21 protein-coding genes and 1 pseudogene are annotated in these 25,407 nt (G+C 51.7%); 1 reads left to right on the top strand and 21 read right to left on the bottom strand.

From position 1 onward, the window contains the following. Positions 1–229: 229 nt before the first annotated feature. The 10 genes from WFL93_RS07145 to WFL93_RS07190 all read right to left on the bottom strand — a co-directional run bounded on the left by WFL93_RS07145 (position 230) and on the right by WFL93_RS07190 (position 10,061). Positions 230–754 carry a fimbrial protein gene (locus WFL93_RS07145; protein ID WP_336777668.1) on the bottom strand — a complete coding sequence of 175 codons (525 nt, stop codon included), beginning with the start codon at positions 752–754 and terminating at the stop codon, positions 230–232. 2 nt (positions 755–756) lie between these two features. Then, a complete protein-coding gene (locus tag WFL93_RS07150; RefSeq protein ID WP_336777669.1) occupies positions 757–1,242 on the bottom strand; it encodes a fimbrial protein in 486 nt (161 codons plus the stop codon). Next, complete coding sequence (locus WFL93_RS07155; RefSeq protein ID WP_336777670.1) at positions 1,239–1,718, bottom strand: fimbrial protein; 480 nt, start codon at positions 1,716–1,718, stop codon at positions 1,239–1,241. The genes WFL93_RS07150 and WFL93_RS07155 overlap by 4 nt, the downstream gene beginning before the upstream one ends. Before the next feature lie 15 nt (positions 1,719–1,733). Next, positions 1,734–2,324, bottom strand: a complete 591-nt coding sequence (locus tag WFL93_RS07160; RefSeq protein ID WP_336777671.1) for a fimbrial protein — start codon at positions 2,322–2,324, stop codon at positions 1,734–1,736. After that, positions 2,321–3,061, bottom strand: a complete 741-nt coding sequence (locus WFL93_RS07165; protein WP_336777672.1) for a fimbria/pilus periplasmic chaperone — start codon at positions 3,059–3,061, stop codon at positions 2,321–2,323. The genes WFL93_RS07160 and WFL93_RS07165 overlap by 4 nt, the downstream gene beginning before the upstream one ends. After that, positions 3,058–5,583, bottom strand: coding sequence for a fimbria/pilus outer membrane usher protein (locus WFL93_RS07170; RefSeq protein WP_336777673.1), 2,526 nt, complete (start codon positions 5,581–5,583; stop codon positions 3,058–3,060). Before WFL93_RS07170 ends, WFL93_RS07165 begins: the two co-directional genes overlap by 4 nt. A 16-nt stretch (positions 5,584–5,599) precedes the next feature. Continuing rightward, on the bottom strand, positions 5,600–6,145 hold the full coding sequence (locus WFL93_RS07175) for a fimbrial protein (protein WP_336777674.1): 546 nt from the start codon (positions 6,143–6,145) through the stop codon (positions 5,600–5,602). Between the two features lie 94 nt (positions 6,146–6,239). Continuing rightward, entirely contained in the window at positions 6,240–6,740 is a 501-nt protein-coding gene (locus WFL93_RS07180) for a fimbrial protein (protein ID WP_336777675.1), read from the bottom strand. Positions 6,741–6,987: 247 nt separating this feature from the next. Further along, complete coding sequence (locus WFL93_RS07185) at positions 6,988–9,192, bottom strand: ATP-binding protein (RefSeq protein ID WP_336777676.1); 2,205 nt, start codon at positions 9,190–9,192, stop codon at positions 6,988–6,990. A gap of 239 nt (positions 9,193–9,431) precedes the next feature. After that, complete coding sequence (locus tag WFL93_RS07190; RefSeq protein WP_336777677.1) at positions 9,432–10,061, bottom strand: response regulator transcription factor; 630 nt, start codon at positions 10,059–10,061, stop codon at positions 9,432–9,434. 429 nt (positions 10,062–10,490) lie between these two features. On the opposite strand from WFL93_RS07190, the gene WFL93_RS07195 reads away from it, so the two are divergent. Then, positions 10,491–11,180, top strand: a complete 690-nt coding sequence (locus WFL93_RS07195) for a response regulator transcription factor (protein WP_336777966.1) — start codon at positions 10,491–10,493, stop codon at positions 11,178–11,180. On the opposite strand, the gene WFL93_RS07200 is transcribed toward WFL93_RS07195, so the two are convergent. The 11 genes and pseudogenes from WFL93_RS07200 to WFL93_RS07250 form a co-directional block, all read right to left on the bottom strand. Continuing rightward, entirely contained in the window at positions 11,161–13,464 is a 2,304-nt protein-coding gene (locus WFL93_RS07200) for an ATP-binding protein (protein ID WP_336777678.1), read from the bottom strand. The two genes, WFL93_RS07195 and WFL93_RS07200, sit on opposite strands and share 20 nt — an antisense overlap. Before the next feature lie 261 nt (positions 13,465–13,725). Then, positions 13,726–14,244, bottom strand: coding sequence for an O-acetyl-ADP-ribose deacetylase (locus WFL93_RS07205; protein WP_336777679.1), 519 nt, complete (start codon positions 14,242–14,244; stop codon positions 13,726–13,728). A 31-nt stretch (positions 14,245–14,275) separates the two neighbouring features. Further along, positions 14,276–14,755 carry an Hcp family type VI secretion system effector gene (locus WFL93_RS07210; RefSeq protein ID WP_336777680.1) on the bottom strand — a complete coding sequence of 160 codons (480 nt, stop codon included), beginning with the start codon at positions 14,753–14,755 and terminating at the stop codon, positions 14,276–14,278. Between the two features lie 1,039 nt (positions 14,756–15,794). Continuing rightward, a pseudogene (locus WFL93_RS07215) lies at positions 15,795–16,273 on the bottom strand (Hcp family type VI secretion system effector). Between the two features lie 198 nt (positions 16,274–16,471). Next, on the bottom strand, positions 16,472–17,161 hold the full coding sequence (locus WFL93_RS07220; protein ID WP_336777681.1) for a hypothetical protein: 690 nt from the start codon (positions 17,159–17,161) through the stop codon (positions 16,472–16,474). Positions 17,162–17,406: 245 nt separating this feature from the next. Continuing rightward, complete coding sequence (locus tag WFL93_RS07225) at positions 17,407–18,213, bottom strand: ABC transporter permease (RefSeq protein WP_336777682.1); 807 nt, start codon at positions 18,211–18,213, stop codon at positions 17,407–17,409. Beyond that, entirely contained in the window at positions 18,206–19,072 is an 867-nt protein-coding gene (locus WFL93_RS07230) for an ABC transporter permease (protein WP_336777683.1), read from the bottom strand. Before WFL93_RS07230 ends, WFL93_RS07225 begins: the two co-directional genes overlap by 8 nt. Next, positions 19,072–20,154: an ABC transporter ATP-binding protein gene (locus tag WFL93_RS07235; RefSeq protein ID WP_336777684.1), complete on the bottom strand. Its 1,083-nt coding sequence runs from the start codon at positions 20,152–20,154 to the stop codon at positions 19,072–19,074. The genes WFL93_RS07230 and WFL93_RS07235 overlap by 1 nt, the downstream gene beginning before the upstream one ends. Beyond that, complete coding sequence (locus WFL93_RS07240; protein WP_336777685.1) at positions 20,151–21,227, bottom strand: ABC transporter substrate-binding protein; 1,077 nt, start codon at positions 21,225–21,227, stop codon at positions 20,151–20,153. Before WFL93_RS07240 ends, WFL93_RS07235 begins: the two co-directional genes overlap by 4 nt. Beyond that, entirely contained in the window at positions 21,214–23,241 is a 2,028-nt protein-coding gene (locus WFL93_RS07245; RefSeq protein WP_336777686.1) for a hydantoinase B/oxoprolinase family protein, read from the bottom strand. Before WFL93_RS07245 ends, WFL93_RS07240 begins: the two co-directional genes overlap by 14 nt. Beyond that, positions 23,238–25,295 carry a hydantoinase/oxoprolinase family protein gene (locus WFL93_RS07250; protein WP_336777687.1) on the bottom strand — a complete coding sequence of 686 codons (2,058 nt, stop codon included), beginning with the start codon at positions 25,293–25,295 and terminating at the stop codon, positions 23,238–23,240. Before WFL93_RS07250 ends, WFL93_RS07245 begins: the two co-directional genes overlap by 4 nt. Positions 25,296–25,407: the final 112 nt, after the last annotated feature.

The following is a 25,407-nucleotide window of genomic DNA, read 5'->3' on the forward strand; positions in this document are numbered from 1 at the left end:
TCTTCAATTATAGTTCCCAGTTATTTTCCTTTCATTTCGTTATTACATTACCGTTAACTTCATAAACATCGTCAATGCTAACTAATGCGTTTTAAAAGAGGTTATTTCCAGGATGGGCTTTGTAAATTTCCAGTAAAGGTGGTCGAGCATTATAGCATAATATAAGAATATCAAATTCGAGGTGGGTTTTGTCAAATAAAAAAAGACGCCGGATGCGGCGTCTTTTTGATTAGGGATAATAGAGAGTAAAGGTGCTATTGGCACTGAAGGTGCCGGAAATAATCCCCTCCCCGCGCAGCGCGTCCGGTTCCACCTGCAGACGGCGGTGGAACTGCAAGCTATTACTTCCGCTATTGAGCGGTAATCTTAACGCGGTCCCCAAGGCGATTGGCCGCTGGCTGGCATCGCTCAGCACCACCGCCACACCGCTAGCTTCACTGCTACTTTCCAGCGCTAATGCGCCCGGGATCTCCGCATTACGCGTGCCATCAAAGGTGATCAGCAGTTCGCTGGCGACCGAGGTATTACAATCAAGCAGACGGATGTTAAACGGTTGATTTGGCGTGCCGCCGCTGAGGTAAAGATCGCGCGTACCGATCTCGTTGAAATCCACTTCAACCACAGCATCATCCGGGTGCAGCGTGCAGGCATGAGCGCGCAGGTTGCCGGAAAATGTCATATTATCCGCTGCCCATGCCGTCCCGGAGCATGCCGCCAAGCTCACCAGCAGTGGCAACAGGTTTTTCATCTTCATAGTCAGTAATATTCCGCCTGCAGATTGGCCGTGGCATTGAACAAGCCTTCCGAGGGATCGTTGCGGGCATCTTTCACTGGCACGACGGTTAATACCGGCAGGCTAGCACGGCTGGCAATCGGTATCTCGCGACCCAACTCCACCGTGCTGCCAGCCAGCTCAAAGCGTAGCCCGAGGTTGGCTTTGTCGCTTTGCAACGTCTGATTATTCCAGGCCGTCACGCCCACTAATTTGAGTTTAAGCTGCCACGGCTGCCCATCGTCCTCACAATCAATCTGATACGGCACAGTCTTGCGATAGCGCGTACCATCCAGGCGGTTGATGTTGATTTCATCACCGAAATCGACGCTGATTGTGCCGTGGCTACCGTCATGAACCGTACAGAAGGGAGGTAACAAATTCCCTGAGATATCAAGATCCACATCGGCGTGAGCCACAGCGGTCAGCATCAGAGAAAATGCGACAGCCACCGCTGTACGTAAACTCATGTCACCGTCACCCTAACCGTCAAGGAAGCGGTGAAGGGACCTGCCACAAACGCCTCTCCAGCTTTTACCTCCGGCGTCAGCGATAAATTCAGTGAACCATCTGTGGTCATCGGAATGTTAGTGCCGAAGTTCTGGACGGCTGTTCCTCTTTTCAACGCCAGCACCATACCTTTGACCGTTGAGCCGGTGACCGGCAGCTTGTTGGTGGTAGTGCCTGTTCCAGTCACTTGCACATTGACACTGTTGAGCGGATTGCGGTTGGTGCAGCTGACACTGACCCCCAGCGGCTGTGCATATGTCGTCCCATTAATCCGCGATGATAAAATATCGCCAAAGGCAATGGTGGTCGACGTTGGCACTACATTACAGACGGTGGGCAAATGCAGCGAGCCTGACACGTTGAGCGTAACAGTATCTGCGGCAAAGCTGGTGGCAGGCAAAGCCAGTAACGGTAATACCATCATGAGCTTACGCATTGATATCCTCCTTTATTATTGGTAGTGAATCTGAAAATCCAGGATGGCGCTGTAGCTGCCTGCCTGTAAGCGCGCCGATGTGCGCTCTGGCCCCAGGCTGAAATAGAGCATGTCATCGCCCGGCATTAAGAACAGCGGATGGCTTTTTACGCCTGGCTGTAACGCGTTACCGGCGGCATCACGCAGACGTAAGCCCATCCCTTCCACGCCCTTAGCCTTAAACAGCGCCGGAGCGTTGGCATCGGCTACGCCAGAGAAAGTTAGCGTGGCAATTGGCTGCCAGTCGCTCCACTTCACCGTGTTGTTTTGGCTATCAGCCACCGTCCCTGCCGTGCGCACGCAGCCATTAAGACGAATATAGAACGGCGTGACTTGCGCACTGTCGCCCGGGCGTTTCAGGTCATCCGTGGTCACCGGCGGCAAGGTGACGGTTTGCCAGCGCGAAGCCATGGCGAGATGGCAAGCGGGTTCCTGCATCACGCCATTCACGTGCAGCCAGCCAGCGGAACCCTGCACCTCTTCACCATTGTGCATCGCCGCTTCAGCCGAAACGGCGGTAGCGGCCAAAACCAGTAGCAGGCGCCTGATAGCGCAGCCACTCATCATTTGGTCTTCACTTCTGATGCGGTGCACTGCTGCGCGTTACAGTTGAACTTCAGCTGCGGACGGCCACCGTAATCATTGATATACGTCAGCACCGGGGATTGGCCTACCTGCGCCACGCTAACCTTTAACGGTGCTTCGCTTTTCGGGGAAACCATCACCGGCTCAAAGCTGGCAAAGCTGTCTTTTGCGTCTTTGCCTACCGCCGAGAGCGTGATGTAGTAAGGCGTCGGATTCACCGCAACGTACTGATCGCCATTTTTCTTCAGCGTCATCTTCAGCTGTGGCGCAGGCGCATTGTTGTCGATGGTCAGCCCCTGTGGGCGGTAAAACAATTTGACTCGCGTTTGCAGCGCCAGCTGTAAGGTGTTGGCTTCACTGCTCTTCGGCGGCACTTCTCGCAAGTTAAAATAGAACAGCGATTCGCGGTCCTGCGGCAGTGCGGAGACGGCAGGCAACGGCTGCACTTTAAGCTGGCCACGGCTGTCTGGCTCCATGCGCTGCAGAGGCGGGACCACCAGCAGCGGTGACTGAATTTTTTCGCCCGCTTCATTTTCAATCCATCCCTGTGCCAGATACGGCAGCTTGGTGCTCTCATTACGGATATTGAGCGTAGTAGCGGTGCTGCCACCCTCGACCACCACGCGAGTGCGGTCGAGTCCTACCGCAGCATGTGCTACTTCACTGAGGCCCAAGCCAGCAAGGGCCAACGGCACTAAGAGGGAGTAATTAGCTTTCATTTTTTGCGTCCTAAATCTGTTGTCTGTTGAGTCACCTTTGCTTCTGTACGATGACAAAGAAGCAATAGCGTCGATATTTCTGCACCGGAATCGAGATCTGGCAGTGTCATCTCACACTGCGTTTGTCCGTCCCAGCGTACCTGCATGGTTTCGCCCGTTTTCATGCCGCTCAGCCAGACCTGTCCATCGTCGGCGACGATACCGGCATTTTTACCGCTTGCGGTGTAAACCATCGCTCCAAACGGCGGCGCTTTACCATCAGCCATGCGAATCACGGCCAGGCCTTTACGTCCGGCTACCACTTCAATTTTGCGGTAGCCAATGGCGCCTTCCGTTAGCGTCAGCTGCGTCACGGCGTTGATGGCTTCCACATCCTCGCCCAGCTTATCCAGTGCCACGCTTGCCTGGGTGCGGTTGTAACTGCTCACGCCGTTCATCACCGCCAGTCCCTGGCTGTTGGTCACGCCGCCGCGACCGGCACCCTGCACCGGCACACCCGCCACACCTTCCGTGTCCAGTAACAGACGAGTCCCGCCGTTGCTGCCCGAACCGTGCAATGCCACACCGGCAGACGTCATGGTTACGCCGCCATTCAACCCCACGCTGGCGGAGTTGCGCGACGAGGTACTGTGCGTGGCACTGAGGCTGATATCGCCACGGTTACCCTGACGGCTCCAGAATCCGCTGAAGTCGCTGTCGTTACGGTTGACGGTAGTGCGAAGGTTGTAGTTGTCTTCGCTTGCTGTTCTGCCTGAGTAGCCCACACTGTGGCTGCTGCGATCGCGATTAAGGTAGCTGTCATAGCGCAGCCAGCCCTGTTTGCCCCACGGAATACTCACACCAAATGACAGGCCGTCATCATGGCTGCCGTAATAGGACTGGCGATAAGCGCGCACATTGCCGCTAATATTTTTAATGCCCGCCAGTTCAAAATAGTGACTGAAGGTCAGTTCTACGCGCTCAGTCGATGGACGGTTCCAGTAAGACTGGTGGCTATACGTCAGGTAGGTGGTGATACCCGTTTCGGTAAAGCGTTTGTTGAAACTCAGGTCATAACGCTCTTTGCTGTTACCACGGAAATAGCTGTCTCCGCGCAATGCGCCGAGATATTCGCTCATCGAATAGAAATTCTCTTCGGAGAAGCGGTAACCCGCGAACGTGACCTGACTGTCATACTCTTCAAACATCTTGGCGTAGTTGATACGCAGCGATCGTCCCTGGCTCTGCTCATCTCCGGGTAGTTGCTGGCGCGATAGCGTCAGGTCGGTAGAGATCGCACCTAGCATAAAGAGATCGCGACCAATACCGGCAGCTAACGATTGATATCCATCACTGCCAATGGCGCCGCCATACAACGACCAACCGTTGGTTATTCCCCAGGAGACTTCACCTGCGGTAAACATCGGCCCTTCGATGGCATGGTCCCACCCCGCAGGACGGCCAGCCGTCAGCTTGTAGCGCACTGCGCCGGGACGCGTCAGATAGGGCAACGACGCGGTCGCCACTTGATATTTTTTGACCTGGCCATCTTGTTCCTGAATTTCAACATCCAGCAAACCGCTGATGGCAGAGTTCAGATCCTGGATACTGAACGGGCCAGCAGGCACCTGCGTCTGATATATGATGCGTCCCTGCTGACTAATAATCACCGTGGCATTCGAATCGGCTACGCCGTTGACCTCCGGTGCATAGCCACGCAGCGAGGGAGGCAACATCGAGACATCTGATTCCAGGCTCGCGCCCATAAAACGGAAAGAGTCAAAAATATCCGAAGCGAGATAGTTCTCACCGGCTGAAAATTTGGCTTGCAGCGAGGGAATCGCCCGGTAGAGGTAGTAACGGCTGATATCCACGCCTTTACGCGCCGCATCATGGTCGGGCAGCATGTTTAATAGCTGCCAATCGGCACGAAAACGCCATGCCCCTAAATTGGCGCCGAGGGTACCGCTACCGGTCAGGCTATTTTGCTCACCTGACGCGTTACTTTTACTGGTGTTGGCGTTGAAATTATAATCCAGCAACGCGCCACCCACGCCCTCGTCCCAGCGCGCAGGCGGATCCCAATCTGCGCTGATATATTCCAGATAGATTTGCGGCACGCTGATATTTAGCACAGAGCTGCCTAAATCCACATTCGCACTCATACCCGGCAGCGAGGAATAAACCAACCCACCATCTTCTGACCAAATTAACGCTTTTTTATACGCCGGTTTCAGTGCAAATTGCGCCACCAGTTCTGGCGTTAATTTTGCTTCTGGCAGGTCGTTGTTATTAACTTCACGATAAATAATTTTTTCATTTACCAGACTGTGCCCATTAATTTTAACCGTCAGCAAATAGTCGCCAGGCATGATATAGCCAGATTTGGCGAAAGGGGTTAAGTCAAAATTCTCTCGATCCTGGATATCAAGCACATCAGTATTAAATTCGACATCTGCGGAAAAAGCAGCAGGAAACCAGGCGAAGCCACAGAGAAATAAAAAGCCATTACCTTTTACTCTCCAGTTATTCCGGAGTTTCATATTTTCAACTCATCACTCAGTAATAATCGAGTTTATAATTCAAAGAGGTAAAATGACTGCCGCCGCGTAATAATTTGGAGTTGCCAACCAACCTCAGATTATAATTCATCGTTCTGTCGCCTTCCGGCACGGGATGAGGTGGCATTGCGACGCCGGGTTTAGCTATAAAACCCCGGTCATCCTGAATTTCAATGGCCATACCCTGACTGCCACCCAGCAAGGCAAAGTTATTGCCATCTGCCTCACCGTAAAACGTAATCTGAAAGGCTAGCCAGCTTTTATCGCCCGACCTTGCAGGAGAACAGTTAAATAACCTGATAGCGAAAGGATGCATCTCGCTATGGCCTTGCTTAATAAACCTATCTGCTGAAACATCACTCAGTATCAGATTTTGCTGGTGGCTATCAGGGTGAATCGCACAGGCTGATTCGATAATATTGCCATCAAAAGCGACATTTCCCTGTACGCTTTGCTGCGTTTCTAATGCTGAAGCCGCTCCCGAAAAAAAAAGTGCGCCAAGAATAAAGGTATAACCCGAATAAAACCGAGAGAGTCGCATCATATTTCTTTCTGATTCAGTGAAAATAATCGACGGTCAGCACAATACCTCCCGTCGTTATCAAGGCAATATCTACCTCAGCAATGATCTTTATTTTTTAGAGGTAAGCAATATCAAAGGTGACGGTGCTAACAAATGTCCCTTCAGTCACATCATTACCGGGTCCGGTATTACCAATAACACGCGCCTGGAAATCAATTACGTTATCACCGTTATTAAGCGCCTGTTTTACAGCAGCATTCGGCTTGACTACGGCACCGTTGTGGACAATTTGAATGCCCGCATTGTTAACACCGGTTACACCGAAGGTATCAGCAACACTGCCAGCAGCGCCGCGCAGCGTAGTTTGCACTTCATCCAGAGTGCCTTTGCTGCAGCTTTTCAATTTAATTGAGAAATTTTCAGGTGCTGAGCGACCACCTTGATTAATTAATGATTTAGCAATCAAGCCAAAGGAAACGCTCTGATCCAGATTTTCTGCATCAATTGAGCAGGCGGTATCGCGGATGGTACCGTCGAATGTAATAGTTCCTGTTGCGGCTTGTGCAAAAGAAGTCATACCTAAAATTAAACTTAAAGCCAGCACTGATTTGGTCATTTTTAACTCCGTTAAATTAACTCACGATAAAGGTCAGAAAAAACACACAGCCGAAGATAAACCGCAGTTCACGATGAACCTCGGTAATTATTTCAAAATAAAATTGTAAAAAACCACTATACCGATGACATAGTGCGATGTATTAAATCGGTAAATCACTTCCTGAAAGGCTGTGTAATTTATAGAGCAATGTTACTTTATGGTTAATTAACGCTATACAAGAGCACTCTCAAAAAATAACGCGCCGTTAAGACGCGTTATTCTCTGATGATGGGGAGAGCTGCCGGAGCTGTTGCAGCCAATCCTTGTCATGCCACTGCTCTGGAGAAGGGTGTTCTCGCAGTCTCTGCTCAAGCTGGCCGGCAAAACTGGCGAGGTCAGTCAGCGCATACATCTGCGCAACGCCGGTTATGCGATGAATAAAGTAGATCATCTCGGGAAGATCCTGGCGTAACATTGCCTGCTGGAATCCCTTCACATCTTCACCCAGCCAGTTAATGATTTCATCATCAGGTTTATTTGGCGTAAGAGGCGCAGCCAATCTGACCTCATCTTCCACACTGAATCTTCTGCGCAGCAACCCGGCGAGTTGGTTGAGCCGAATGGGTTTGGTCAGCAATTCATCCATACCACTCTCATGGCAACGCGCAATATGCGCTTCCGAGTTGAGCGCCGAGATCGCGATAATCGCTGTTGCCTCGCGCTGCGTGCGCTGCTCCAGACTACGTATCGCTTGCGCGGTTTGGTAACCATCCATTCCCGGCAGTCCGCAATCCAGCAGGATAATGTCGTAGTAGTTCTCATCTTCCAGCCGTGCGAGGGCCGTTTCACCGTCTTCGACCATTTCATAATGGCATGACATCAGCGCTAACTGTTCACCCAGCAACTGACGATTAGCATGATGATCTTCCACTAAAAGCACTGAGAGGCGTTGATTAAACTGAGGGATTGCAAGGTTAGCCTGCTCTTCGGTTACCGGCGCGGCACACTCTTCCACGGGAATGACGACATCAACCTGGGTGCCGCTTCCTGGCTCACTGTGCAGCGTAATGGTGCCTTTCATTAAGGTGGTTAACGAGCGGCAAATATACAAGCCCAATCCGCTGCCGTTAGCTTGCAACTCCATGTTCTCCGAACCCTGCTGCCAGGCATTAAATAACCTGCGTTGCGCTTCCTCGCTGATGCCAATTCCGCTATCCCTGACGGAGAAATGGAGCGTATGCAGCTCTCCTAGCCGATCATCGGCATCAACCACCAGTGTAACTTCCCCCTGATGGGTAAACTTAATCGCGTTTGATAACAGGTTATTGATGATCTGCCGCACACGATGGGAATCGAGATAAACCCAGCGCGTTGATAGTTGTGGAGCAAATTCCAGATTTAGCGATAGGCCTTTGCGCTGTGCCGCCGGACGCTGGCTATCGCAAAGTGCTTCAACCAGGGGTTCGATTTCACACGGAGAATACTGCAGCTCCAGCTGTTGCTGCGTGATTTTGGTGTGGTCAAGCACGCTATTAAGCAGCTCGAGCAAATCCAGGGATGATGAGACCGCAAGTTCGACATACTCCTGGCGCTTTTCACTCTGTTTTGACTGCCGTAACAGTTCAAGCGCCGCGATGATGGCATTCATCGGCGTCCGAATTTCATGGCTCATCATATTAAGAAAGTCAGTTTTATGCTGTTCACTGCGCTGCGCCTGGCGCTGGGCCAGCATTGCTCTGCGTAAGGAAAAGAGCAGCAAGACAATCAGTACACCTGAGATCAGCAGCTCATTGCGATAATGGCTGAGAATAACGCCCCAGCCTGGAGTGCCGATATCCATCAGATATACCCAGCGGGTGAGAATCTTTTGCGCCGCCGCCGCCGAGATGTTTTCCATCGATTCGTTCAAAATCGATTGCAGCTCAGGATAATCAGGATTGATGGCGATGCGTAAGTCGGTGAGCATTTCAGGTATTTGGGCCGAAATAGCTAAACGATTGACATAGTGACGCTGCAGGATAGGGATCACGACTAATGCTGAAGCAATCGCGGCATCACTTTCGCCGTCATCAACCGCTTTCAACGCATCAAGAACGTTTTGTTTAGCCACAATATGGATGCTGGGAAAATTTTTGCTTACCCACTGCTCGTAATCTGAACCTTCGACAATAGAAACTCTTTGGCCTTCCAGTTGCTTGAGCGTGCGCAGCCGAATGCTGTCATGTTTTCCCACAATCATTGGCATGATGTTGGCCCATGGAAAGGTCCACAGCCAGCGTTTTCTCTCTTCCTCCGTCAGCAGGTTGGCATTCAACGCTGAGATCATCATGGGTGGATTAATCAGCGCTTCCTGCGGCGGCACATAGATAAACTTCAAACCGGTTCGCTGCTCAATGTCATCCAGCAAGGTGCGGCTTAAACCAATATGCTGGCTATTTTCTACATATTCTTGTGGCCAGCGGTCATTCACGGTGTAGTAAACCTGAGGATGGGACTTAATCCAGGCCTGTTCCCTGGGTGATAATTGCAGTGGAGCGGCCTGAGCAACAAGCATAAACGTTCCAAAAAAAGCCGCAAATAGGCCGATACAGAAGCGAAACATGCTGATAGTTACCCCGGGTGAAAAACCACTGAACACCTTAACTATACGCAGGTGATGTGTTTTTTTCGACTCTGAGGAACGCGTGAAGACTCAGTTAAAGCGTATTATCAAATTTTATTGAGGTTCAGCTGATAAAGTTCTTTTTCACTGGTGATACCGAGCTTGCGCATCGCCGTTCTTTTTTGGGTACTTATCGTTTTTACACTGCGATTAACGCGCATTGCTGTTTGGGTAACCGAATAGCCCGACTGAAGATAGCCAATAACCGTCTTCTCTTTTTGCGTTAACCAGGAAATGGATTCCAGGTCGATTGCCTCTTTTTCTTTTGCTAGATAACCGGTCTTTTTATTGCTGTGCAGTAAAAAGTGTCTCACACGATAAAGACCTTTAATGATATTTTCAGCAGTGAAGGACTTACAAAGATAAGCTCGAATTTTATCCTGCATTTCGCTGCATAAACTTTGGTGCTGGGGACTATCGCCTAGCATGACAATCGCGATATTGGGATAGCTACTCTTAATGTGCACTAAAAGTTTTTCTAAACCAGCGTCGCCCTTATGACTGGCACAATCAATGATGACAATATCGGCAGGAATCACGCTAAGTGACAATAGCAAATCGGAATAGTTGTGGCAGCAATCCACCACATTAAATCCCTCTTCATTATTGATGATGTATTTTAAACCCATGGTATACATGGGGTGCTCATCGAGGATAATGACTTTATTTTCGAACATGATTTGCTTCCATTGGTTACGCGTAAAATTACCGTGTAATGCAGCATAATCCCTTCCAACGACATGTCTCGTTCACATGAGCATGTAGAAAAAAGTCGCGCTAATCTGGAATAAAGCTGTCCTACGATTGATCTTATTAATCCATCCAGATATTGCTGAAAATTTCCTTAGGTATCAGAAATTGACTTAGCCGCAGCACCATTTGTAATGCTCAATTTAACGATATAATGATGGAGCGAAAACGAGAGCACTCTCAAAACCAGCGCTATTCCTCTCACGTTGCAAAATCGACACATCGTGCCTTTTATCAGGTTTATCCCTCTAAGAGTTTTAGGCTATAATCAGAAAAATCTGTTAATTTTAGACTTAATTTGAACTCAATGTCATAGGATGACTTCCGTCTTCTGCGACTGAAAGGGGGGACCAGTGATGAATGCATTTCCTTTGAAAAACGTCTCGATTGCTCTATTAGACGACCATTTTCTCATTTTGCGTGGCCTAAATGATGTGTTGAATGAGAAACACAATTTCACTGTAGCGGGTGCATTTACCAACAGCGAGCAATTGCTTAAAAGCCTCAAGACCAAACTTGTCGATATCGTTATTATTGATTATGAGTTGGCCCCTGCAGATGTTGATGGCCTGACATTAATAAAGATGTTACATCGCCTCCACTCTTCGCTGCCCATTCTGGTGGTTTCTGCCCATTACAATCCGGCGACAGTTGCTCTGGCGCTGCGTGCCGGTGCAAAAGGATTTATCGGCAAAAATCGCCCCTTCGAAGAGTTACAGAAAGCCGTCATTGAGGTGAGTCGGGGTCAGATTTATCTCGAACCGGGAATGGTTCAGCAACTCGCGGAACAGCAACATCAGGGCGAAGTCCTTATTAATGGAAATTTGAGTTCTGATAATGTTAAACGCGCTACCTCGCTCTCTTCTCTTTCACCAAAAGAACTAGAAGTAATACGCTGCTTTTTAACCGGCATGACGGTGACTGATATTTCCGAAAAGTTTAATCGCAGTATCAAGACTATCAGTGGTCAGAAACAGAGCGCCATGAGAAAGCTCGGTGTGAAAGCCGACCATGAACTATTTATTATCAAAGATGAGTTAATTTGAACGCATGCCGTTTGAGGCCAGAGATCCATTTTTCACTCTCATCCGCTACTGGAATATAACCCTCGCGCAGGCTGGTTTCGATATAATCAGCCAACTCTGCCAGTGGCTGAAGCTGATACATCTGCGCCACCCCTTTTATTCGATGCACATGATAAATCATCGATTTAATATCAAGGCCACCAATCGCCCGCGCGAAATGAAAAAGATCTTCATGCAGATATTCTTCCAGTACTTCTTGCGTCGGCATGGTTGATACTTTGGCGCTGCTGTTGCCGTTCACCGCATGAAACCACTTATTCAGCACCCTGGACAAATCGGGCAATGAAATCGGTTTTGTCAGCAACACATTGATACCGCACTCATCACAAAGAGCTTGATGCTCTGCGCCACTTAACGCAGATATTGCTACAATCGGCGTTTCAGGCATGGCATTTTCCACTTCGAGACACCGAATTCTTCGTGCAACTTCATAGCCGTCAATATCGGGTAAATTGCAATCCAATAAAATGACATCGTAATAATTTTCGTCAATTAATAGTGTCAGCCCCTCTTCTCCCGTTCCCGCCATATCATAATGACAGCCCAAAGAGGTTAATTGTGCGGCCAACATTTTTTGATTTGCAGGATGATCTTCAATAACCAATACGCTGATTTTCGAATTAAATTCAGGCAGTTGCTCGGCATCATCGGACGCTACTTTTACCGGCGGTTCACAGCGGGTCAGCGGTAAAGATATTTTGAAGCTGGCTCCCCCACCAGGCTGGCTGCGACAACTCAATGTCCCCTGCAGCAATTCCACCACCTCATGGCTGATGTAGAGTCCTAGCCCGCTGCCATCAAAGCGTCGGGTAGAGGTATTGTCACCCTGGGTCCATGCGTCGAACAGGGTCATTTGCGCTGTCTCTGAAATACCAATGCCGGTATCAACGACTTCAATGAGTAGCTTGTCACTTTGCCAACTTAATTTGAGCCAAATCTCGCCCTGCTCGGTGAATTTAATGGCATTCGATAGAAGGTTATTTATCACCTGCAGCAAACGATCTTCGTCAGTAAAGATCCATATTGACTGCAAATCATCCTCGATGACCGCATTCAGTGATAATTGCTTCGCTGCTGCAACGGGTTGATAGACTGCGACGAGCGTAGACACCATGGCAGATAAGCTAAAACAGTGGTTATCCAGCGTTACTTGGCGCTGCGAGAGTTTGCTGTGATCAAGAATGTCATTGAGTAGCCTTAACAGATACGTTGATGAACTCCAGGCCAGATTGACATACTCATCGCGTTGTTGCTGGTTGCAAGGCAGGCGCATAAGTTCAAGTGCAGCAATCATGGCATTCATAGGTGTTCGAATTTCATGACTCATCATGGCCAAAAACTGGCTTTTACGCGTCTCACTTTCAATCGCCCGCCGCTTATGTAGCAGTGCACGCCGCAACGCCCAAACCAGCACCACCACGAGTAATAAGAACAGGCTGAGTTCGAGAGTATAGAGAGATAAAATGACTGAGGCAGAAGGATATCCCAGCCTAAGACCTCCGACCCAATGATCAAATAGCTGATTGGTTTCAGTCGTTGTCATGAACGCTAGGGATTTATTAATGATACTCAGTAACAACTCACTTTCATGCTGCACACCTATGTGTATTCCGGCGACCATTTCCGGAACTTGCGCAGCAATCACCAGCTTATCGGAATAATTACGCTGCAAAAAAGGACGCATAATGAGATCTGAACCTAATCCTGCATCTGCCGCTCCATTTAGCACAGTTTCAAATACCGCGCGAACATCCGGCTGGGGTAACAAATTGATATTGGGATAATATTGATTCAACCAGGATTCTTGCCAGGTTCCAGCGCGTACCGCCACGCGCTTGCCTTCCATTTGTTCTAGTGAGCGAATAGGGTTGGTATCAAAAGTAGATACAATCAACGTATTAGAGGTAAACCAACGCGAAGAGTAACGCCATTTATTGCGTTCTGATGCTGGCATTAGTGAAGGAATAGAGTTGGTTGTCAGTTCAGGCCGTTCATTTTCATTCGCCATCCTGAAAACCAAACCTGAATATTTGGCTATAAGATTGAGGTATTCGCGACTTAACCCAACATGTTGCAAATTCTCTAAATAATCGAGCGGCCATCCTTCCTGAAATTGATAACTTACCACACGATTTTCAGCAATCCACTCCCTCTCCTGCTCGCTGAACGCTGGCATATTTGCCGTTACTACTTTCGAAAATAACAGCGTGAAAAAAAATAATAACCTGATGAAAAAAATCAACATGCTATTGCCTTGTTAGTCAGGGAGGTAATGGTATGCATTTTCACCTGATAAAAGGCTGCTTCTCAGGTCACCAAATGAGAAGCCATTAAATATAACGCAGGCACTGTAAACTACAGGAGCACTCTCAAATTCCAGACACTCTGTTCAACTGTATTCAGTTTAGGGTGCATGAAAGAGAAATAATGCTATTCACCGCGCTATCAAAGTAACGCGCTTGCCAAACGAAAAAATTCCCCTCGCGGCCCAACATTATTCAGAAATTTATTGGTCCAGCATTTTTGAATACAGCACGTAATTTTCCTCATCAAAGCACACCAAATTGACTTGTTCGATGTTGGGGTTGTCATGTAAGCACTGATTAATCACACCCAATGCGATCTCAGCCGCCAAAACCTTAGGAAATCTGTATATACCAGTGCTGATATTCGGAAACGAAACGGTTTGAATGTCATATTTTTCTACTAATTTAAAACAGCTTTGATAGGCATTTTTTAACAGCGTTTCTTCGTCATGTTGCCCGTCATGCCAGTGTGGTCCAACGGTATGAATGACATATTTTGCCGGCAAATCTCCCGCCGTAGTGATCACTGCATCCCCGACTTTACAGCCACCTTGCCGATTCCTGATTTTCTGACATTCAGCCAAAATCGCTGGCCCGCCTGCCCGATGGATGGCGCCATCAACCCCGCCTCCGCCCAGCAAAGAGGTGTTGGCGGCATTCACAATAGCGTCTGCCGGAACTTTAGTTATGTCGTCTTTAAGTAATGCTATTTTGTTCATGTCAGTTCTACTCCTCAGGGTTAGCCAAAGGCTATGCAATCATCCTCTCATTCCATCCATCCTTAAACACAATGTTGCCGTCCACATATTTCCATGTGATCGTTTCATATCGTAGCTCAATATTTTCCAGATGCGTGCTGGTCTGGCCGTTTGGCAGCAGGGCCGGAGAGATGCTGGAGATTTTGACGTTATTCAGGAGGATATTAAAATACTCAACCTCAATGCCCGCTTCGTTAATTCGGTACATCTTGATGGTCGCTGATTTCAGCGTTCTGGCCTGACACAATGCACGAAACAGCACCGGCGTTGTTCTATCGAACTCCTTTTGAACGGATATCGGTGCATGAATTCGTGTGGCTGTCAGCCTTCCGGTGTGAGGATCCACGGGGATGGTAATATTATGCATGACCGAATTGAGCTCTATCGAACCGAGTCTGGTCGGCATCATGCACGAGCCCACAATCGGCGAACCACTTTCATCTTCTAACCAGAGATGTGCTGGAGTTGACATATTAATTCCTCTGAATTTAGCGAAATTTATAAACAGAAATTATTAGCGTGAGAAGATATACAAGGCCCACGCTCATTATTCCAATCTCGGGATAAAAATAAACTTTAAGCACACCAAATACGAGTGCACATAAAACCGGAACATAGATGCATAACAACAATTTTAATTGTTCTACTAACCATCTCTTCAAATACCCCATCCTAGTTCACTCCAACCTACTCGTATGCAAACCTGAAGAGCATTATGTTTCAGCACGCTAAACATACTCTATTTCACTCTTAAATTTAACGACATTTGTAGATAACAAATGAAAGAGTGCACAGATAAAATATCCCTACACCTAACATACTGCTATCTGGAAAAAAGTAGATGTGTAGCAGCGCAAAAATTATTGTTGATACTATCGGCACGTAAGTGCAGATCAGAAATTTCGATTCTGATATTAACCATTGTTTTAAAAATTTCCTCATTATTTCCCTACTAACTTAATCAATCCCTCAGCGACTTCGTGATCTGAAAGCGATTGGCTTTTTAGCGCATCAGCGCGCATGAATGAAGGTTCGATAAGGAAATGCATCATTTAGAGCTCACGTATATATTATGCGTGATAAGGAGAGCCTGATCGCCCCTTTATTGTTCTTACTGGCCTGACCGGAAACTGCATCAATAACGCCAGAAACTGTGTTGTCGAATTTTTCTGCCAGAATCCTTTGCGCCTGAAGCTGTTTTATGACTGCATCACTGTGGTACATATATATCCCTATTTTAATTCCATTAACCTTGCAAACCATAGGGCAATGATACTATACCGTGAAGCTAAATCTCAGTCTTCAACGTTTTAGAAAATATATGTACCCCGGTGCTGATATAGGGAAACGAAACGATTCAGTGTCTTATTCGCCTACCCGTTAAAAACGGCTCAGGAGGTATTTGTCGCGTTCAAAAATACGTCTACTGATACTTTGGTTATATCGTCTTTGAGCAATACTATTCTTTTCATATATTTCTAATCCTCAGCGTCAGCTGTATTAGCCAGAAGCTAAGCAATCATCCTCTCATTCCATCCATCCTTGAACACAATATTTCCGTCCACATATTTCCATGTGATCGTTTCATAACGAAGCTCATATTTTCCAGATGCGTGCTGGTCTGGCCGTTTGGCAGCAGAGCCGGTGAAATGCTGGAGATTTTGACGTTATCCAGGTGGATATTAAAATACTCAACCTCAATGCCCGCTTCGTTAATTCGGTACATCTTGATGGTCGCAGATTTCAGCGCTCTGCACTGGCACAATGCACGAAAAAGCACCGGCGTTGTTCTATCGAACTCCTTCTGAACGGATATCGGTGCATGAATCCGTGTGGCTGTCAGCCTTCCGGTGTGCGGATCCACCGGAATGGTAATATTGTGCATGACGGAGTTGAGCTCTATCGAACCGAGTCTGGTCGGCATGATGCACGAACCCACAATTGGCGAACCGCTTTCATCTTCTAACCAGAGATGTGCTGGAGTTGACATATTTAATCCTTTAAAGTTTTCGACATTTATAAACAACAAAAATATACGCACACAGGTAAACGATCCCCACGCTCAGCATGCCGCTGTCGGGGTATAGGTAAAATTTGAACATACCGTACAGCACGGTAATAATAACCGGCACGTAGATACGCAGCAGCATTTTTGATTGGGACCTCAGCCATTGCTTTAGGAAACGTTTCATGCCCTTCCCATTAGTTTCGCGAGCACCTGAGCGAGTTCATATTCGGAAAGCCTTTTATTCGTGAGCGCACCTGCCCGGATAAATTCGTCCTCAATGAGAAAATACATCATTTCAAGCCTGCGTATGTATAGCGCCTGATAATAAGCCGGATGCATGACCTGCAACCTTTTGGCGCTTTCTGCCGCATTCTGGACAATACCGTATATTGTCAGCACCCCCACTGCGTCGCCAAAATAACCACCAATACTTTTGGCAACTGGAAACCTGATATTCATTGCCACAATCACTGCCATTGTCGCCCCGACCGCAAAGGCGTTTGATGTCAGCGTGCCTGCCGCAATGTGAATATTCAACCGCATCAGCTGGCTTTTAATTACCGCAATCTGCCGCATAGAACGGTTCTCAAGCTGATATTCGATGTAGGTTTTTAGAAGTTCGAAAACTATGCGCCGGTCTTTTACTAACTGTACCATTCCCAACATGAAACGCTTATCTTCGATCGCCTGTTTTTTACAGACGTCCATATATTCATCAGTAAAACACGATGCATAAAATGAAAGCCGGGTCGCCCCTTTATTGATCTTGCTGACTTGATCCGAAACTGCATCAATAACGCCGGCAACCGCATTGTCGAGCTTTTCTGCCAGAATCCTTTGCGCCTGAAGCTGCCCGTATGACCGCATCACTGTGGTACATATATATCCCTATCGTTAATTCCGTTAACCACGAAAACTATAGGGGCATGATAAAATTCAATGAAGCTAAATTTTAGCCAGTTGTGATCCGTATTCATAAAAAAAACCGCACTTACCAGTACGGTTTACTCGTTTAACTAAAGAAATTTCTGAGATGGTTCAGCAAATACAATATTCATTGTTTACTGCGCAACGAACCCGTTATTTCCCCATCACGGCGGCGATAAGCTAACGAGCTAACTCAACTTCACTAACCCAATCGTTTTCTCAATCACCATTAAAATTAGCACTGCAAAGATGATAAAAATCACTGAAATAGCATTCACCGTGGGATCGAAGGTCTGATCGACATAGTTGAATACCCGAACCGGCACGGTGATGGTGTCTGGCGCGCTGAGAAACAGGCTCACCGAAACTTCACCAAAAGAGGTCACCGCCGCAAATACCGCACCGGCCAGAATACCGGGCTTAATCAGCGGCAGCGTGACGTGGCGAAAGGTATACCAGCGACCCGCGCCCAAACTCATCGATACCGCTTCAAGGCGTTTATCCATCGCCGCCAGACTGACGCTGACGGTGCGCACCACATAGGGCAGCGCTACCACCACATGACCAATCACCAACCCGCTGATCATTCCGGCGATTCCCGCCGCCGTCAGCACGTAGAGCAGCGCAATGCCCAGCACCACTTGCGGAATCATTAGCGGCGACAGAATAAAAGCCTGCAGGGCTTCGCGATAGCGGAAATCCAGTCGCGCCAGCGACCAGGCGGCAAAGGTGCCGAGCACCACGGTAACCGGCGTGACCACCACCAGCAGCAAGGTGCTGATCCACAGCGATGCAATCCACCCATCATCCTGCAATAACGCGCTAAACCAGCGCAGCGAAAATCCCTGCGGCGGAAACTGCGGATAAAATTCCGGACTAAACGCCGAGAGCACAATCACCAGCACCGGCAGCGCTAAAAAGGCGTAAATCACGATGCCAGCCAGCGTCACGCCGAACTGGGTCAGGCGCTGCGATAGGCTTTGAGTGTTATCCATGATTCTTCTTCTCCCAGCGTTTCAGGAATACGCCCGCAATCCCGGCGACAATCAACGTCATCACCAGCAACGTCAGCGCTAGCGCTGCGGCCAGCGGCAGGTTAGCGATCTGCATTGCCTGCTGATAAATGGCAATCGGCAGCAGCGGCTGTAAGCGCCCGCCAATCAGCAACGGCGTGATATAGCTACCTGCCGCAAGGGAAAAGACGATGATGAACCCAGTCAGCATGCCGGGCAGCGTTAAGGGTAAAACGACGCGACGGAAGGTTGCCGCTGGCGTCGCGCCAAGGCTCATCGCCGCCAGCCGCAGCGAAGGCGCAATCTCGTTTAACGAGGTAATCAACGGCAGCACGGCAAACGGCAGCATGACTTGCACATAGGCGATGATCACCGCATTCATGTTCCACAATAGGCTGAGCGGCTGCGGAATCAGGCCGGTAAACAGCAGGAAACCGTTGATCAATCCGTTCTGCGCCAGCAGCACAATCCACGCAAACGTGCGGATCACCACGCTGGTGAGCAGCGGCGAAATCAGGATAACGTACAGCAGCGTGCGCCAGCTGCGCCGTTGCGTGGTCACCAGCAGCCACGCCGCAGGCCAGGCTAAAAGTACGGTGATGGCGGCGGTCAGCAACGACACCCACAGCGTGGTCCAGAGCGCGTGCAGATATTGCGGATCGGCAAACACCGTCACATATTGCGCCAGGCTGTAGCCCGGCAACGGATTGAGCAGGCTATCGACGTTGGTCAGGCTTTGGTCGAACAGCAGCAGCAGCGGCACCAGCAAAAACAGCAGCAGAAACAGTAAGGATGGCGTCAGTAGCAGCCAGGGAAATAGATTACGCGTGGCGATCTTCATCAGGCGTGCTCCAGCGCGGGCAGCACGATAACATCCGCCGCCTGCCAGTGTAGATAGCAGCGATCGCCGGGTGCGGGCAGCTGTGAAAAATGTGCTTCCGCTGGCTGCACGCGGATCTCGCCACCGCCCGGCAGCTGGCACACCACACGCAAGGTGGCGCCGGCAAAACTCACCTCTTTCACGCTGGCGACGGTGCCGTTGCTGGCAAATTCCTGCGGTTCGGTTGAGAACTGCACGCGCTCCGGACGCACAATCAGCAACGATGACGCGCTTGCTGGCTGCGCGGCGCTGAGTTGCAGCGCCTGGCCAGCGGCGACAAAGTGATCGCGCGCCTGGTAAAGTCCGTTTTGCGCGGCGACATGGAACAGATTGGCCTGTCCGACAAACTCCGCGACAAAGCGATTCGCCGGTTGACGATAAAGCGCGGAAGGTGCGCCAACCTGCTGCAGTTCGCCCTGCCCGAGAATGCCGATGCGATCGGAGAGCGTAAGCGCCTCTTCCTGATCGTGCGTCACCAGCACCGTGGTAATCCCGACGCGCTGCTGTAACGCGCGCAGTTCGTCCTGCATCTCCTTACGCAAGCGCGCATCCAGGTTCGATAGCGGTTCATCCAGCAACAGCACCTGTGGCTCGATGGCCAACGCGCGCGCAATCGCCACGCGCTGCTGCTGCCCACCAGAAAGCTGATGCGGCATGCGCTGCGCCAGCCCTTCCAGTCGCACCTGCTTAAGCGCTTCCGTGACGCGGCGCTGCTGTTCACTGCGCGACACGTTGCGCACCTTGAGGCCAAAGGCGACGTTATCGCCCACGCTCAGATGCGGAAACAGCGCGTAGTTTTGAAACACCATGCCGATGTGACGCTGATACGGCGGCAGCGCGGTGACATCCTTGCCACCGATCAATACGCGGCCAAGATTGGGCGCCAAAAATCCGGCGATGATATTCAGCAGCGTGGTTTTGCCGCAGCCGCTTGGCCCGAGCAGGGAAAAAAACTCGCCCTGCTCGATGGTGATGCTGACGTCATTCAGGGCGCGGTGGTGATCAAACTGCCGCGCTACGCCGTCAATGACGACTGAACTCATTTCGCACCGCCCAGCGCCTGGCTCCAGCGACGCGTCCAGTCCGCCAGCTGCGGCGTTGCCGTGCTGTAATCGATCCAGATCAATTTGCTGTACGCCTCTTCACCGACTTTCACCTGCTTCTTCAGGTTGTCGCTGTACTGCACGTCTTTGTTGGTCATGCCATACAGTGATTTATCGGAGAAGGCTTTCTGCACTTCCGGCGCCGACATGGCGTTCACCACTTTGTAGGCGTTGGCGAGGTTCGGCGCGCCCTTTGGAATCACCCAGTTGGCCGCGCCGACCACCGGACCGTCGGACGGATAGACGAAATCGACTTTCATGCCCTGCTGCTTTAGCGCAAAGACGCGGCCATCCCAGTACGGCACCACCCACGCATCGCCGCGCTCCAGCAAGGTTTGAATCGCGCCCGGGCTGTCCGGGAAGGCCACCGCGTTGCCGCGCAGTTCCGCGAGTTTGGCAAAGGCTTTATCCACTGCGTCAGGCTGATTCAGCTCACCGCCCAGCGCATGCACCAGGCCTGCGAAGAACTGCAAACCGGCGGCGTAAGTCGGCGATGAAATCGCCACGTGGCCTTTGTATTCCGGATTCCACAGGTCCAGCCAGCTTTTCGGCGGGGTTTTCACCAGATCGCTGCGATAGGCGAGTCCGAGCTGGCCGAGGCTGAAGGCAGCGGCGTAGGTTTGATTGTCATACACAAAGCGCGACTGCACGCTTTTGTACAGATTGTTCAGGTTGGGAATATCTTTGGCATCAAGCGGCTGCAGCAAACCCGCCGCCTGGGCGCGCTGCACGGTATCGGGCTGGAACACCACCACGTCATACGGTGAGCGACGGCCTTTGGCGGCGCGCAGCTTGGCAAACCATTCGGCATCAGCGCCGGGCACCACGGTGAGCTTAAGGTGATTATCTTTGGCAAACTGCTCCAGACCGGAAGCGCGGATATTTTTCTCCCAGTCACCGCCGTAAACCCCGACGATCACTGAATCACTGGTTTCAGCCGCGTGCACCGCACCGCTGATCAACATGCCCACCAGCGCGGTGAGCAGGATTTTTTTGTTATTAACGAGGCGCATGGCCATCTCCTGGTATTGAAGTAATAAAAGCTGAAAGCTCGATCTCCAGCGCACGCAGCGCATCAGCAAACGCCTGGCGCGCTGTGGCAATCTCTGGAGACGTTGAGCGGGGAAAGTTAGCCGGTAACCGCACCAGCGCTGCGGCAAAAACCGCTGAGCGATGTCGCTGGCGCTCGGCCGGACTGAGTGGATAAAGCAGCTGATTAAGGCGCGTCAGTGCATCGCCGTCGACGAGCGTCTGCCAGTTATCGCGCGCTACGCCGAAGGAGGAGGAGGTTTCGCGTGGTGAGTTGCGTAAGGCAGCGGTGGCCGCTACATCCAGGCCACGCTCGGTCAGTACCACGCCATAATGCTGCGCCGCATCGGCATGGCTCAGCAACTGGTTAGTAACGTCGTTTTGTACCGCCAGTGGATCGCGCTTAAAGGGATCGCCCCAACCGCCGCCGCCGGGCGTTTGCAGCAGCACTTCGTCACCGGCATTGACGCTCAACAGATCGATCTTACCGAGCGACGCGCCGCCGTTTGCCTCAGGATTGAGCGTCAGCGTGGTCGATTGACCGGGCTGGCCGCCCTGCACGCCCCACGGCTGGAACAGCATACGCTCCATGCCGCGCGCCAGCAGCGTGCTGTCATTCTGCAGAATGCGCACGCGAATCTGCTGGCCCATGCCGCCGCGCCACTGGCCTGCGCCAGCAGAACCTGGTCGCAACGCGTATTGGCGGATTTCGATCTGAGTTTCCGCTTCCACCATCTCCACCGGATTATTCGCCAGGTTGGAGATGCTGTTGTCGCGCCCGTCGATGCCGTCGCGACCAAAGCGCGCCCCGCCGCCGCCGACCATCGGTTCAATCACCTGCACATTCTGCTCGCGGCCATTACGCGCCACTTCGGCAATCACCAGCGGAATAATGGTGCCACCGCTGGCGGCAGGCATCACCTCGGGCAAAGGCTGGCCCAGCAAGCCGTTAAGCAGATCGTTGACCCGCACCGCCGCCGCGTGGCGCACGCCCACCGCTGCCGGATAATGCGGGTTGACCAGCGAACCGGCGGGCGCAAACAGCGTCACCGGTGCCAGCAAACCGGCATTCAGCGGTACGCCTTTATCCAGCGTGCACACCAGCGCCAGAATACGCAGCGTCAGCCATGCATGCGGATCGCCGTGGCTGGGAATGTTGATCGCCGCGGCTACCTGCGCGTCGCTGCCGGTGAAGTCGAGATGCACGTTGCCATCGTTGAAGGTGGCGGTGATGGCGAGCCGCACCGGCAAACCGCTGCCCGCCGCATCATCAAGGTAATCTTCAAACGGGTAAACGCCGTCGGGAATGCGGCGTAGCACCTGACGCGCGCGGATCGCGGAGTAAGCCTGCAGATCCTGCTGCGCCTGCACCACGTTGTTTACGCCATGCTGCGCCACGATACGATTGAGGCGATCGCGTCCGGCATTGAGCGCGGCCAGCATCGCCTGAATATCACCGGCAATTGCATCAGGCGTGCGGCTGTTGGCGGTGAGGATATTCATCACATCGCGATTGAGTTCGCCGGCGCGTAGCAACTTAACCGGCGGAATTTGCAGCCCTTCCTGATAAATATCGCTATTAGTCGGTGAGATGCTGCTCGGCACGCGGCCGCCCACGTCCGAGGCGTGCAAGAAGGCCCAGCCCCATGCAACCAATTCCCCGTCGATGAACCACGGCGCCAGCACCTGCAAATCCGGCAGGTGGGTGGCCAGCCCGCGCGAGCGCCAGGGATCGTTGGTTAGAATCACATCACCGGGCGCGACATCGCCCACCGCCTGAATCGCGGTGAGCGCATTCAACCCGACAAAACCGGAAACGCCGATGCCTTTCGGATAGGCAAAGAAGCGGCCCTGTAAATCGGCTATCGCGCAGCAAAAATCTGCGGTCTCTTTTACGTACAGCGTGCGACCGGTGCGCTGCAGGATGTGGCACATCTCTTCAGTCAGCGCGGTGAGTTTTTGATTAAGGATTTCAAGGGTAATGGCATCCAGTTTCATGCCGCATCCTCCGTTACACGCGTGATCAGCAGATTGCCGCTGTCATCGGTGCGAGCCGTCCAGCCAGGCAAGATCAGTGTGGTGGTATCGTCTTGCTCAATCACCGCCGGACCGTCGATGTGGCTCGCCTGGCCGATGTTTACGCGCTGCCAGATATGCGCGTTCACCCAACCTGCGCGCAGATAAACCGGACGCAAACCGGGTTGCTGATTTGGTACATCGGCGCTAAACGGTTTGTCCGTCGGACGCGGCAGCGCAGCATTCAATGACAGGCGCAGCGTAGTCAGTTCGATGGCCGCATCCGGCGTGTTAAACCCATAGCGCTGCTGATGCAGCTGCTGAAAACGCGTCAGCAGCTGTTGATGGCTGATCGCTTGCGGGCTATCGAGATTAACGCTTAGCTCATAAGCCTGGCCGGCATAGCGCATATCCGCTTCCACCCGATACTGGACGTGTTTGCTGAGGCGGCTGGCCTGTTGGGCAAACCACGTTTGCGCCAGCTGGTGCAGCTCCTCAACGGTCTGCGCGATTTTGCCGTAGCTTTCCGTCGTGACGTTAATACGCAGGCTGCGCACAAAGTCACGGCGAATATCGGCACTGATCGCCCCCTCGGCGCAGAAAGTACCAGGACGCAGCGGCACCAGAATGCGATGGATGCCCGCCTCTTCGGCGAAAAAGTTGGCGTGCGTTGGACCCGCTCCGCCAAAGGGAATCAGGGTTAATTCGTCTGCGGTTAATCCGCGCTGCGCCAGCGCTTTATTCAATTCGGTTGCCATCTGCGCCGTCGCCACCGCCATTGCGCCGCTCGCCACCTGTTCGGCATCCAAACCTAAGGGTTTGCCCAACGCACTCAGTGCGCGATGGGCGGCGGCATGATCCAGCGTAATGGTGCCCGCCAGCGCCGCGTCAGCGGATAAGATGCCGCTTATCAGATAGCAATCGGTCAGTGTGGGCTGGCTTCCGCCGCGCTGATAGGCAACCGGCCCCGGATCGGCGCCCGCGCTTGCTGGCCCGACTTTGAGAATGCCGAAATCATCGACATGCACGATAGAACCGCCGCCCGCACCAATCGCCGAAACCCCCACCACCGGCAAAATCAGCGGCAGCCCGCCAATTTCGGTGCGGTTAACGCGTTCGATCTCGCCGTGTTCGGAAAGCGAGATGTCGCTACTGGTACCGCCCATATCAAAGGAGACAAACCCAGTACCTGCAGCCAGATGCGCAGCAGCGATCACCCCGGAAGCCGGTCCCGAAAGCAGCGTATCGACCGGGCGCTGATGGGCAGCCTCCAGCGGCAGCACGCCGCCGTTGGAGGCGGTGATCAGTAATGGAACCTCTATCGCCTGCTGCGCCAGTAAATCACTCAGCCGGTTAAAGTAGCGCTGCATCAGCGGCTGAATATAGGCATTAAGCCCGGCTACCAGCGTGCGTTCATATTCACGAATTTCCGGCCACAGCTGCGCCGAGGAGAGCACCGGCACCTCACCCAGCTTGGCGGCCAGCGCGGCAGCCAGTTCCGCTTCACGCGTTGGGTTGGCGTAGCCGTTGATGGTGACCAACGCCACCGCGCTGACCTTGAGCGGCAACACATCGGCAGCGACGCGGGCCAGCTCATCCTCCGTTGGCCACTGCGTTACCTCACCGGCGGGACTAAAGCGCGCCGGGATCTCCAGCACGCGCTGACGCGGTAAAAAAGGCGGTTCACGATCGGCATGAAAATCAAAAGAGGACGGCATCCGCGCACGGGCGATCTCCAGCACATCGCGAAACCCGCTGCTGATCACCAGCGCGATGTCAGCGCCGCGCCGCTGGATGATGGCGTTAAGGCCAAGTGTGGTGCCGTGCAACACCAGCGACAATGCGCTGGCGGACAGGCCGCTCTTTAGCAGCACGGCGCGCAGCCCGTCACTTACTGCCAGAGCGGGATCGGCAGGCGTACTGGGCTGTTTATGGAAAAAACGTTGCTGGCGTTGCGGATCAAATAAAACAAAATCGGTAAAGGTTCCACCGACATCCACGCCGACTGTCGCTCCGGCTGCGGGGCTGTTATCCACCTTAATTCTCCTGCATTACTGGTGACTTAGCGTTGTAAGGCGTTAATCTCCGTTGCTTTGCCGTGCAATACGAGCAACAAAAATGACTAAGCTTTGCTGGAATGCGCATGAA

Source organism: Pantoea sp. USHLN256 (genome assembly GCF_037149875.1).
GTDB classification, from domain to species: domain Bacteria; phylum Pseudomonadota; class Gammaproteobacteria; order Enterobacterales; family Enterobacteriaceae; genus Pantoea; species Pantoea nemavictus.